Origin of the sequence: Aerococcus sp. UMB1112A (genome assembly GCF_030230715.1) — a bacterium.
Lineage (GTDB): Bacteria > Bacillota > Bacilli > Lactobacillales > Aerococcaceae > Aerococcus.
In genome coordinates, this window is the sequence record NZ_JASPDS010000014.1 from 39364 (window position 1) to 51007 (window position 11644).

The 11644-nt window shown below is 47.0% G+C and carries 9 protein-coding genes and 10 tRNA genes; 1 reads left to right on the forward strand and 18 read right to left on the reverse strand.

Annotated elements, in window-relative coordinates; all coding sequences use genetic code 11:
* Positions 1-4: 4 nt before the first annotated feature.
* The 5 genes from QP860_RS08060 to queG form a co-directional block, all read right to left on the reverse strand.
* Positions 5-1270, reverse strand: coding sequence for a metallophosphoesterase family protein (locus tag QP860_RS08060; protein ID WP_284912535.1), 1266 nt, complete (start codon positions 1268-1270; stop codon positions 5-7).
* A 259-nt stretch (positions 1271-1529) separates the two neighbouring features.
* A complete protein-coding gene (locus QP860_RS08065; protein WP_070620052.1) occupies positions 1530-1898 on the reverse strand; it encodes a YlbF family regulator in 369 nt (122 codons plus the stop codon).
* Between the two features lie 31 nt (positions 1899-1929).
* Positions 1930-4071: a transglycosylase domain-containing protein gene (locus QP860_RS08070; protein WP_284912537.1), complete on the reverse strand. Its 2142-nt coding sequence runs from the start codon at positions 4069-4071 to the stop codon at positions 1930-1932.
* A 119-nt stretch (positions 4072-4190) separates the two neighbouring features.
* A complete protein-coding gene (gene trmL / locus QP860_RS08075) occupies positions 4191-4703 on the reverse strand; it encodes a tRNA (uridine(34)/cytosine(34)/5-carboxymethylaminomethyluridine(34)-2'-O)-methyltransferase TrmL (RefSeq protein WP_070620055.1) in 513 nt (170 codons plus the stop codon).
* Positions 4700-5899: a tRNA epoxyqueuosine(34) reductase QueG gene (gene queG / locus QP860_RS08080; RefSeq protein ID WP_083294413.1), complete on the reverse strand. Its 1200-nt coding sequence runs from the start codon at positions 5897-5899 to the stop codon at positions 4700-4702. Before queG ends, trmL begins: the two co-directional genes overlap by 4 nt.
* 235 nt (positions 5900-6134) lie before the next feature.
* Between queG and QP860_RS08085 the strand changes: the two genes are divergently transcribed.
* Positions 6135-6716, forward strand: a complete 582-nt coding sequence (locus QP860_RS08085) for a xanthine phosphoribosyltransferase (protein WP_067975167.1) — start codon at positions 6135-6137, stop codon at positions 6714-6716.
* Positions 6717-6790: 74 nt separating this feature from the next.
* On the opposite strand, the gene QP860_RS08090 is transcribed toward QP860_RS08085, so the two are convergent.
* From QP860_RS08090 to QP860_RS08150, 13 genes are all read right to left on the reverse strand, one after another.
* Entirely contained in the window at positions 6791-7747 is a 957-nt protein-coding gene (locus QP860_RS08090; protein WP_284912539.1) for an NAD(P)-dependent oxidoreductase, read from the reverse strand.
* Positions 7748-7972: 225 nt separating this feature from the next.
* Entirely contained in the window at positions 7973-9367 is a 1395-nt protein-coding gene (locus QP860_RS08095) for a L,D-transpeptidase family protein (RefSeq protein WP_070620065.1), read from the reverse strand.
* A 414-nt stretch (positions 9368-9781) separates the two neighbouring features.
* On the reverse strand, positions 9782-10525 hold the full coding sequence (locus tag QP860_RS08100; protein ID WP_070620067.1) for a beta/alpha barrel domain-containing protein: 744 nt from the start codon (positions 10523-10525) through the stop codon (positions 9782-9784).
* Positions 10526-10726: 201 nt separating this feature from the next.
* A tRNA-Leu gene (locus QP860_RS08105) sits at positions 10727-10812 on the reverse strand.
* Positions 10813-10833: 21 nt separating this feature from the next.
* Positions 10834-10904: transfer RNA gene (locus QP860_RS08110), tRNA-Cys, on the reverse strand.
* 18 nt (positions 10905-10922) lie between these two features.
* Positions 10923-10994, reverse strand: a tRNA-Gln gene (locus tag QP860_RS08115).
* Positions 10995-11002: 8 nt separating this feature from the next.
* Positions 11003-11075, reverse strand: a tRNA-His gene (locus QP860_RS08120).
* A 19-nt stretch (positions 11076-11094) separates the two neighbouring features.
* Positions 11095-11165: transfer RNA gene (locus tag QP860_RS08125), tRNA-Trp, on the reverse strand.
* 39 nt (positions 11166-11204) lie between these two features.
* Positions 11205-11285, reverse strand: a tRNA-Tyr gene (locus tag QP860_RS08130).
* A gap of 4 nt (positions 11286-11289) precedes the next feature.
* A tRNA-Phe gene (locus QP860_RS08135) sits at positions 11290-11362 on the reverse strand.
* Positions 11363-11379: 17 nt separating this feature from the next.
* Positions 11380-11452 (reverse strand) — tRNA-Asp (locus tag QP860_RS08140).
* A 24-nt stretch (positions 11453-11476) separates the two neighbouring features.
* Positions 11477-11549: transfer RNA gene (locus tag QP860_RS08145), tRNA-Val, on the reverse strand.
* Between the two features lie 20 nt (positions 11550-11569).
* Positions 11570-11641 (reverse strand) — tRNA-Glu (locus QP860_RS08150).
* Positions 11642-11644 lie beyond the last annotated feature (3 nt).

The window sequence follows — 11644 nt, forward strand, 5'->3', positions numbered from 1 at the left end:
TCACTTAATTTTCTTTTTGTTCCACCGCTTGGCGAACGATAATCTTTTCGACAGCTCGGTTGAGTACATCCGCCTTGAAGGTCTCCCCGTCAATCTGGGGCAGCATATAGCGTTGCCATAGCTGGTTTTGCATCAGGGGCTGGATTAATTGTTCCCATTCGCCCTCTGCTTGCAAGCGATGGAAGCTCTGCTGGAGCGCATCCTGGAAGGCCTTGGAATAGGACCAGGTGCTCCTTTCATCGATGACAAGCTTCAGGTCTGCCAGGTAGATCTCTTGGTCGCGGTACTGGTCCTGGTTACTCAAGCTCCACTGTAACTGGTCGCGCAATTCTTCAGCATAGCGGTCCCACCAGTAGAGGCTCTCCTCATCACCATCTGTACGGAAGGCTAAACGAATCACCAGGTTCACCGCCTCGTTCTTCGCATACATGACTTCTTCATGGAGGGCACGCTCCACCACATTGCGCAAGTCTTCAATATTTTCAAGTTTTGGTAGGTCTCTTAAGGGCGCGCTGAACTGCCAATCGGTGGTTTCGACAAACTCGAGTTCCGCTTCTTGGTACTTCTGCAAGCTAACCAAGTAGACCCCCTTAGGTCCGCTTTCCTTGAAGCTAGAGCCTTGGATGTTCCCTGGATAAACAACCGGTGGATAGTCGGCTAAGATTTGCCGTTTATGAATATGGCCGAGTGCCCAATAATCATAGCCCAGGGCCGTTAAGTCAGAGACATTGAAGGGCGCATAGTGGTGCTTGCCTTCATGGCGCTGGTTTTCCCCGTGGATGACCCCGATTTGAAAGTCAATACCCGCTTGGCGTTGGGGGAAGTCTTGGACCATATCCCGCTCAATCCAAGCTTGACCGTAAGAAAAACCGGTCAGCATCACGTGCTCGCCTGACTTAGCCTGGAAGTGGTAAGAATCAACATGGTCGGGGAAGATATAGACATTGTCTGGCATGGCCAAACGATGGGCATCTCCTTGAACATAATCGTGGTTACCATGGCAAACAATGGCTGGGATTCCCGCTTGGTCCAAACGCTCCATTCCCTGGCGGAAGGTAAATTGGGCTTGGAGGGAAGCCGGTTCATTGTGGTAAATATCCCCACTCACCACCACAAAATCAACGGTCTCATTTATTGCTGTTTCAATAATATTATTGAAGCTAGCTGTGGTGGCCTGGCGGAGTTTTTCATATAAACTGGGATTCGTCTTTGATATTTTCTTAAAAGGCTGGTCTAAGTGCAAGTCAGCCGCATGTATAAATCGTATCATTGTATTTGATTCTCCTAATGGCTTGAACTGGGAATAGTTATTTTTACATTCTTAGATCTTTTTTCTAGCTAGGGCAAAGTCCCCGCTAGCCTACTACTCCTACCTTACAAGTTTACCATATCAAAAGCCCTGCTTACAATAATTCCGAACAAACTTTCGTTCTTCGCTAAGCCAGAAGCAAAGCACCAAGTAGCTGATCTCAGACAAGAAAAAATGCCCCCACAAGCTCTTGCTGAGCTAGGGGGGCACTCTCTAATTCTTAGGCTTGGTCGCCTTTTTGTTCATTGGCTTTTTGGTAGACTTCATAGATTGGTTCAGTGACCACCTTGTTAATTTCTTCCACCAACTGGTTCAATTGCTTCTCAGCTTGTAAAAGTTTGCTGATGGTTTCATTTGCACCCATTTCTTTCTCCAAGTCTTGGGCTTCTTTGATTTCTTCTTGACTGATTTCATTGCCTAACTGCATCTTGGTTTGGACATCCACTTGGAGTTGGCGGAATTTGTTATAAAGGGCGAAGGCCTCTTCGTCTTTAACAACTGCCTCCATGGCATTTTTTAAGCCCTGGTAGTCCTCATGGGCCCGCACTTCACGTTCTAGTTGATTAATGGTGTCATAAATATTGGCCATTCTATTTCCTCCTTTATTTGTCTTCATTGGCTTAATATATCACGTTCAACCAGTTTTGAAAAGTGATTTGGCCAGAAAATGAAGAAATCAGGTCGCGGGCCCCTTCCATCAAGCGGTCTAAGAGGCTGGCCGCATTGTCTTCAATCGTGGCTTGGTTGTTGGTGGTCTCTTCCCCATCATTGGACGCAATCCCGTTCACTTCATTATAGTAACGGGTCGAAGCGGCTTCCAGGTTGAAAGGCGTGTTGGGGCTGTTGGCTAGGAGCTCCGCCATAATATTTTGGAAGGTATTGCCCGATTGGACAGGCGAACTATTCCAAAGATAGTTTTCTGAGCTTGTTTGGTCAAAACCATACCAGCTAGCAACTACCATGTCTGGCGTATAAGCGACATACCATTCATCATTAACTCCGTCGCCGGCCCCGCTATTGCCAGCCTGGCTGAGTTCAACTGTTCCGGTCTTACCCGCCAGTTCATAGCCTGCTGGTTCAACGGCCGCCCCGGTACCGCCATCATTATAGACATCGAGCATCATCCGGGTCATTTCCTTGGCATCAGACTCAGAGAGGGCCTGGTTCTGTTTGGGTTTTTGTTCTCCGACAATGACATTACCGGAGCTGTCCACAATTTTTTGGATGAAGACGCCTTCTGAGCGCTTGCCCTTATTGACAAAGGCCGTATAGGCGCTAGCCATTTCCATGGGCGAGGCCCCCTTAGACAAGCCACCTAAGGCAGAAGATAGGGTCTTATCGCCATCGCTATAAGGAATGCCGAAGTCATCCAACTTGGCCATAGCGGTATTGACACCGATCTTATTCATCAGCCAAACCGCCGAGGTGTTCTTACTCTTAGCCAAGGCCTGCCAGAGGAGAATTTCACCCTGGCTCTGCTTGTCGTGGTTTTCAGGCTTGTACTTGTCTGTCCCGTACTCTTGGACTTCATCTGGAATCACATCATTGGCTTCAAAGCCATTCTCTAAGGCTGGGGCATAGACGTTCAAGGGCTTTAAGGTAGACCCTGGTTGGCGCTTCATCTGGGTAGCCCGGTTAAAGCCCCTAAAGGAGTGGCCCCCAGTGCCGCCAACTGTAGCCAGGACGCCCCCACTATAAGGGTCCATAACAACCGTTGCCGATTGAGCAGTATTCCCCGCTGGTGAGACAGGGAAGAGATTGCTCTGGTCATAGATACCTTGGAGGCCTTCTTGGTAGTTGGGATCTAAGTTGGTATAGATCCGGTAGCCCCCCTTCATCAAGTCATCCTCACTGAGCCCGTGCTTGTTAATAGCTTCTTCAATCACCGCATCGAAGTAGTAAGGGTACTTGTATTGGTCGCTGCCTACATCATTATTCTGCTGGGGCATGTCAGAGGCCATGGCAACTTGGGCATCGTCTTGAGAAATGAAACCATTATCAGCCATCAGTTGAAGAACCGTATTGCGCCGGTTGAGGGCTTCATCATAATTATCAACCGGGTTATAAATACTCGGCCCCTTCAAGGCCCCCGCTAGGACTGCCGCATTGGCTAAGTCCAAATTAGCAGCTGAGGTTCCAAAGTATTTCTGACTGGCATCTTCCACCCCATAGACTCCGTTCCCGAAATAAGAGTGGTTCAAATACATTTCCAGAATCTTATCCTTGGGGTAGGTCTTTTCGATTTCAAGGGCAATGAAGAGCTCCTTAAACTTCCGCATCAGACTTTGCTCATTGGTCAGGAAGGAATTCTTCACTAATTGCTGGGTCAAAGTCGACCCCCCACCGACGACCGAACCGCCGTGGAGGACATAGCCGACCGCTGCCCGGGCAATCCCGATGGGGTCGAAGCCCCGGTGCTTATAGAAACGCTTGTCTTCCGTTGAAACTACCGCGTTTTTAACATTATCTGAAATCTGATCGATGGTTACATAGGTCCCGTGGTCTGACGACAGGGTCCCCGCTAGGTTGCCTGAATTATCATAGACCTCTGTCGTAACCTGGAGTTGCTTTTCCAGATTATCAACATCGGTCATCTTGGCACTAATTAATAAATAACTTTCAAAAATCAAGGCAAAAAATAAGCCAATAAAGATAAGCCATTTGGTCAGGCGGAATTTTTTCCAATAGGCTTTAAACTTCTCCTTAAAGCCCTGGCGCTCTTCCCCCTTTACTGGTTTCGCTTGGCCTTTATCACCGCGCATAAATAATCTCCTACTCTCTCTTCTATTGAACTAAGGCGGATTAAACCACTCTCCTATTCTCCCATGTTGGGCTTGGAATTGCAATTTCTGCTGGGGGAACTTAAACGAAACTTATCCTCCTAGTCCAGCTTATCATGGTCGTAATGGTGGCTCTTCTCCAGCTGGTTGAAGTCTTGCTGGCGGAGCACTTCGTAGATCACAATGGCGGCACAATTCGACAGGTTCAGGGCACGAACATGGGTATCATCCATGGGCAGGCGTAAACATTGAGCCTCATGGTCGCGCATGAAGTCTTCAGGAAGGCCTGTTGTTTCCTTACCAAACATCAAGAAGAGGTCCTCATCCGCTTGCTGGCGGTAGTCAACTTCTGTATAGGTATGGTGGGCAAACTTAGTGATTAAGTAGAGCTTGCGATCTCCTAAATAAGCCATAAAATGGTCTAAATCCTTGTGCAAGGTCACATCCACACTGTGCCAATAGTCCAGACCGGCCCGCTTGAGGTGCTTGTCATCCAAGGAAAAGCCCAGGGGTTCGATGAGATGCAGGTGGGTGTCAGTCGCAGCACAGGTCCGGGCAATATTGCCAGTATTTGGTGGAATCAGGGGTTCATATAATACAATATGGTTGGTCATCTTGATCGCTTCCTTTGTCTTTTATTTCTTTTCTTTTTGAGCCTTTCAACGGCTTGGCTGAATTCAACCACTGTCTCTTGGTCGGGGGCCGGCTCAGCCTGCTCAGCCTCCAGCCTCTCTTCCATGAAGCTCAGCAGTTCTGGGTTAAAATGCCGCTCGATGATGCTGACCGCATAGGCGGCTGTTCCTCGGATCATGGGGCGGGGGTCTTTCTCAATCAATTCCAGTAAGAGTGGAATCGACGACCGGTCCCGGTAATTGGCCAAGGCGAGGATGGCATTGCGCTGGAGAGGTTTCTTCCCCCGCCAAGCACCTGCTAGGTGGCCAAACTTGTCCTTAAATTCCCGGTTGGACATGGTCAGCATGGGTTGAAGCAAAGGCTCCACTTCTTCGCGCTCGGGTTCCATGGCCCCATGATAGTGGCTGTCCACATCTTGATTGTAAGGACAAACCTGCTGGCAGATGTCGCAGCCATAGATTTGATGGCCCACTTGACGCCTGAATTCTTGGGGAATATAGCCCTTGGTCTGGGTGAGGTAGGAAACACAGACCTTGGCATTCATCTTGCCGTCCCCGATCAAGGCCCCTGTCGGACAGAAGTCCAAACACCGTGTGCAGTCCCCACAAGCATTGACCTTGGGCGTATCTGGAACTAAGGGCAGATTAGTAATAATTTCACCCAAGTAGATAAAAGAGCCAAATTTTTCATTAATGATCAGACCATTGTGGCCGATAAAACCAATGCCTGCCCTCTGAGCAACCGCGACATCAGGCAGCTCTCCCGTATCGACCATGGTTTTAGTCTCGATATCAGGATAAAGCCCTTCTAAACGCTGGACCAAATCGCTAGCCGCCCGGTGGAGGATACTGTGATAGTCTTCCCCCCAACTAGCGCGAGCAAATTGCCCCCGCCGTTCACCGCGGCTATGTTCCTTAGGGTAGAGGGGCTTATTGGGATAGGCCATAGCAAAACTAATAATCGAAGCAGCCCCTTCCATCAAAGCTTTAGGGTAGAGGCGTTCCTCAATCACTGGGTGTTCAAAGCCCGTGGTCCGCCCTTCTTCCTTAGCTTCTATTAGGGACTGGCGAATATGGGTAAAATCATCGGCAGTGGTAAAGCCGACAAGGTTCATGCCGATTTCATCTAAAGCCAGCCGGCGAATTTTTTCGGTTTCAACTTGCCAATCCATTGCCATTTGTCCTCCTCCCTTCTAAATGAGCTTGCTGATCTTTACAATTATAATGGATTCCCTATATTTTGCAATCTAACCCAGGTCTGATTTTCATGAGAATTCACTAAAAAATTGAGGCAATTTGATAAAAGATCGATTTTTTTACCTTTTTAGGGGGGCTTTGTGCTATGGTAGAGTAACACTTAATGTCCATACAGGCAATCGATTCAATAAATTATCTATGAGGGGAGTTCTGAAAGTGAATATTTTACAGCAACGAATTATTGATGATGGCGAGGTTTTTCCGAATAATGTCTTGAAGGTTGATTCCTTCTTAAACCATCAAATTGATCCGCACATCATGTACAGCATCGCCAATGACTTCTACCAACACTTCAAGAGCGCAGGCATCACTAAGATCCTAACCATTGAAGCCTCCGGTATTGCACCCGCTATCTTTGTGGCCCAGAAGTTTGATGTACCGATGCTCTTTGCTAAGAAAAAAGAACCTTCTACCCTACAAAACCAAGAAGTCTATACCGAATTAGTCCATAGTTATACGAAAAACACGGACAGCAATATTATTGTCTCCAAACAATTCCTCAATGCAGATGATAAGGTCCTTGTTGTGGACGACTTCCTCGCTAATGGCGAAGCAGCTATGGGCTTGATCTCCATTGCTGAACAAGCAGGAGCAGATGTCGCCGGTGTCGCTATCTGTATCGAAAAATCTTTCCAAAATGGCCGCCAACGCATCCTAGACCATGGCTACGAAGTCTATTCTGCTGCCCGCATCGCTTCCCTTGAAAACAACCAAGTTCGCTTTAATGACGGGCATTAATCTCGGTTCTTTACAAAAAATTACAAAGAGGCTGGAATACAAGCTCCAGCCTCTTTTTTTGCGCATTCTTTTTCTTATTTTATTACATTCTGTGGCTGTCCTTCCGCAAAGGCTAAGGCATTCTCAAAAGCCGTGTTCGCCCGGAGGACCATGGCTTCATCGGTCAAATAGCCGATATGGGGAGTTAGGATGGTATTCTTCGCTGACAACAAGGGCTCATCTTCATTAAGGGGTGGTTCCTGGTCGAAAACATCAATGCCTGCCCCGGCAATGGCTCCTTCATTTAGCGCGTCTGCCAGTGCTTGACTATCTACGATCGGGCCTCTTGCCACATTGATCAGGATGGCCTCTTTCTTCATTTTACTGATCATTTCTTTAGAGATGAGGCCCTCTGTTTCAGGAGTAGCTGGCAGGTGGATGGAAATAATATCGGATTCCGCCATGACTTCCTCTAGGCTAGCATAAGACATGCCCAAAGCCTCGGCTTCTTCTTTCTCTGAACGGTTATAACCAACCAGCTCAGCCCCCAGAGCATGGTAGAGCTTAGCTGTTGCTAGACCAATAGCCCCCGTCCCAATAATACCTACCTTAGCTTGGCTAATTTCCCGTCCTTGGATAGGACCTGGAAAATCAGTCGTTTTGCGGGCATCCTGGTTACTGGCTGGCAGCTGGCGGAAGAGCGATAAGGCAAGACCAAGAGACAATTCCGCAACAGCCTGGTTGGCATAGCCAGAGGCATTACAAATGGCAATTCCCTTGTTAGCTGCTGCCTCTTGGTCGACATGGTCCACACCCGTAAAGGCCACATCAATCAACTGGGTTTGGTCTAATTGCTCAATCACTTCTGCTGGATAAGGGGTGTTGCCGATAATGACAATATCAGCGTCCTGGCTGCGGGCAAGGAGTTCATCTGGATCCGTGGTCCGGTCTTTATAATAAGTAAAGTCATGCCCCGCTTCTTTCAGCTTTTGAGCGAGTTCTTCGATATAAGTGTCGTCAACTTTTAAATTTTCAAGTAAATTAATCTTCATAAGGGCCTCCTTCGTAGCTTCTTCACTTGCTTATTCTGCTTCCATTATACCCAAAAAATTCCATTAAAAAAAGCCAACCCCCTTGAGTTGGCTTTTCTTGTGTGTTGTCTAGTTGGGTTCGGTTGCGCAGCTTCCTTGTCACTTCACAAGTCTCCGTCGCAGTCCTAAAGTCTGCTCTGGTGACTTGCTCCAGTGAAAGGAAGCTAACCGCGCTCCCTCACACCCTTAATTAAATACTACGACTGGCATGCCGACGTGGACGAGGGAGTAGACGGTTGGCATGACGGAGGGTTGGACGTTGATGCAGCCGTTTGAACCGTTTTGGTGGTACCAGCCGCCGCCGAAGACGGGTTGCCAGTTGGCGTCGTGGATGCCTTGGCCGACATAGTCAAAGGGTACCCAGTAGGAAACGGGAGAGGCATACTTGTTGCCTGTCTTTGGATCGTAGCCGCGGAGGACTGATGGTGACTGCATGTTGTTCACTGCGAAAGCCCCTGGATTAGTTGGGGTCATGTCGTGTCCAGATACAATATCCGTGCTCAATTGCAATTCGCCATTGAGATAGATGAACATCTTTTGGTTAATCATATCGACTTCCACATAGTCCTGACCAAAGAAGTTATCTTGGCCGTAACCGGACCCAGCAATAGATGGTTCAATGACAGTATCTTTACCTTTTAAGGCTGCTTGGGCAACTTCATCAGCTGCTTTGGAGCGGTCGATATACCAGCCATAAGTTCCTGGCTGAACCGTCACGACGCCGGCCATGGTGGATTGGAAGTCATGAGAAGTTAAAAGACCAGAAATTTCTTGGTTTAAGCCTTGGAGATAAACGTTAACCTGGTCCATATCAACAGCGGGTTCACCTTGGTCATCAATATACAACCAGCTAGCAATTTCTTCTTCAGGAATCTGGTGTTCCTTACCATCAACTTTAAGGACCAATTTTGAACCCTTAATATCATCGAGTTTTTTGATCTTAGATTGCAAGCTTGGGTCATCTTCCTTAAGAGTTGGCTGGATATAGGCATCTGCTAAGTTAACCTGGTAATTGCCGTTATCGATATTCTTATTGAACAAATCTTGCAAGGCATCTGCTGAAATTTGATTCCCTTGGACCGAGTCAACAACTGTGAAACCTTGGTCTGAAGAATTCTCCAAGCGAGCATTTTCGGATTCTTTACGTTGGGAATTATCAATCCCTAATTGGTTCATAATCTTATCAATAGTTGCCCCATCCAAGTCTCCATCAACATACTTACCTTGAAGTTGACGGTCTGTAAAGAAGGCGAGCGGCCAAGCCCATTGATTTTGTTCATCGAGCATTTTTTTCAGTGCGGTTTGGCTTTCAATCGGCAGTCCCAAACTATCGATTGGGAGTTGGGCAACTTCCTTGTCCCCTTCTTTCACATCAATGGTTTGACCCGCAATTTTTTCTGAAACTTTTTTATCCGCTTCTTCTAAGTTCATATTTGAAACCTTCGTAGCGGAAACCTGGGTACGGGGAAGAAAATGCTGACTATAATAGTAAGCTCCCCCACCATATAGTCCCAATACAGCCACAAGGGCGATAACTAGTCCCCACACTAGTCCCTTCGAAGACTCATTCTGCCTAGACATATATTTCCCTCCATTTTCTTCGATAAATAAAGGACCTCCTTTTAAGGATGTCCTCATGAATAAACTTTCAGTTATTTCTACACTTTATAGAATACACGATTTAGTGGGCTTTGTAAAACATATTAGACCTTCTGAATAATTTTTTAAACTTTTAGCTTGCCTTTCCTAACAATAAAGGTCATCATGAAAGAAAAGCTATAGAAAGGAAGTTTCCATGCCTCCACAGTCCAAATTTCAAGAATTTCTACTCATTCTATCCAGTATTATATTAATGGTTACTGCTGTTTTTTCAGGTCTATATATCCTCAGCCTCCAACCCAGCCTGGGTGTTCGTCTACTGGTTTACCTGATGTTTCTTATCATTTTCCTCAGTGCTGGCCTCTCCATTTACTGGTTCGCCTTTCGCAAAAAATCCTAATCTTGGTCTTCTAAGTGCTGCTCATACTCATTAAGAGTCATCCCATCATGACTTTCAATAAATTCTTCCCGTCTTTCCTTGCGGTAGACATCCATCTTCTTTTTGAAGAGCTCACCTGTCGTAGGTGGCGTCCAAGAAATGGCATTGGCCCCCGCCGCAATGACTTCGCGAATGCTGTCATCAGTCCTCCCCCCTGTCGCAATGATGGGAACATCAGGATAGCGTTCACGGATCCAGGCTACCAAGTTAGGGGTATCCTTGCCACTCGCAACATTAAGAATATCCACACCTGCTTTGAGACGGGCATCGATATCATTGTAGGCAGACACAATCGTCGCGATGATGGGAGAATCAATGGTTCTTTCAATCATCTCGATGGTTTCAACTGGCATTGGGGCATTAACAACGACACCCATAACGCCCTCCGCTTCTGCAAATAAAGCAATATCTGCGCTGCGCTTACCGCTAGTTAAGCCGCCACCAACGCCTGCAAAGACTGGGGCTGTGCTGACAGTTGAGATGGCTGAGACAATAGATGGATGCGGCGTTTGCGGATAAACAGCCAGGATGGCATCCGCATTGCTATAGCAAATTGTCGCAACATCCGTTGAAAAGAGAAAGGATTTTAAGCGACGCCCATAGATCCGGATACCAGAAGCGTCACGAATCACATCAGGAACTTTGAGGGTATCTTTTCTTAAAGCCGAGCTCACACTCGGTGTTTTTTTGGGTGTTTTCACGTCTAATAGCTCCTTTTTTAAATTCAGTTATATTTTATCATCTTTTAGAAGACAAAGAAAAGCTTTTTGACTAGTAAAATAAAATGATATTCTTTGATTCTTTTTGCTTTTCCTAAAATAAAGAACATCCTAGAAACATTGATTTAACAATATTTCTAGGATGTTCTAAATTTTCTTTGACGCTCTTATTTGAGCTTATAATGCCGACGGTGGGGGTCGAACCCACACGTCCGGTAAAGGACATTGGATTTTGAGTCCAACGCGTCTGCCAATTCCGCCACGTCGGCATATCGTATGAAGGCAAAGAAAGGCGGTAGTCGGATTTGAACCGGCGATCAAGGTTTTGCAGACCCATGCCTTACCACTTGGCTATACCGCCATACTTTAAAATATAAAACTGGGGTAGCTGGATTCGAACCAACGCATAACAGAGTCAAAGTCTGTTGCCTTACCACTTGGCGATACCCCAATAATAAGGGCGAATGAGGGGAATCGAACCCCCGAGTGTCGGAGCCACAATCCGATGCGTTAACCACTTCGCCACATCCGCCATATTAAAATGGATAAAACAGGGACAGTAGGAATCGAACCCACATTGACGGTTTTGGAGACCGTAGTTCTACCGTTAAACTATGTCCCTATTCAATTAAATCCCTGACAACCTTTAAAAAGATTGTAATGGTGGGAATAGGATTCGAACCTATGAACCCGAAGGAGCGGATTTACAGTCCGCCGCGTTTAGCCACTTCGCTATCCCACCAGAGTGGTCCAAGACAGAGTCGAACTGCCGACACCTTGAGCTTCAATCAAGTGCTCTACCAACTGAGCTATTGGACCTTTTTTTAAAAGTTGTACGGTCCCGACGGGAATTGAACCCGCGATCTCCTGCGTGACAGGCAGGCGTGATAACCCCTACACCACGGGACCCTAGTAGCTTTAAGAAACTACTTATGGAGAATGAGGGGTTCGAACCCCCGACATCCTGCTTGTAAGGCAGACGCTCTCCCAGCTGAGCTAATTCTCCGGTGTATTGACAACTTTTAATGACCCGTACGGGATTCGAACCCGTGTTACCGCCGTGAAAGGGCGGTGTCTTAACCGCTTGACCAACGGGCCAAT

What these genes read in the sequence shown, in the direction of transcription:
- trmL (WP_070620055.1), bottom strand. Translation starts at nt 4,703, where the DNA reads ATGACCAACCATATTGTATTATATGAACCCCTGATTCCACCAAATACT.
- QP860_RS08070 (WP_284912537.1), bottom strand. Translation starts at nt 4,071, where the DNA reads ATGCGCGGTGATAAAGGCCAAGCGAAACCAGTAAAGGGGGAAGAGCGC.
- QP860_RS08065 (WP_070620052.1), bottom strand. Translation starts at nt 1,898, where the DNA reads ATGGCCAATATTTATGACACCATTAATCAACTAGAACGTGAAGTGCGG.
- queG (WP_083294413.1), bottom strand. Translation starts at nt 5,899, where the DNA reads ATGGCAATGGATTGGCAAGTTGAAACCGAAAAAATTCGCCGGCTGGCT.
- QP860_RS08090 (WP_284912539.1), bottom strand. Translation starts at nt 7,747, where the DNA reads ATGAAGATTAATTTACTTGAAAATTTAAAAGTTGACGACACTTATATC.
- QP860_RS08095 (WP_070620065.1), bottom strand. Translation starts at nt 9,367, where the DNA reads ATGTCTAGGCAGAATGAGTCTTCGAAGGGACTAGTGTGGGGACTAGTT.
- QP860_RS08060 (WP_284912535.1), bottom strand. Translation starts at nt 1,270, where the DNA reads ATGATACGATTTATACATGCGGCTGACTTGCACTTAGACCAGCCTTTT.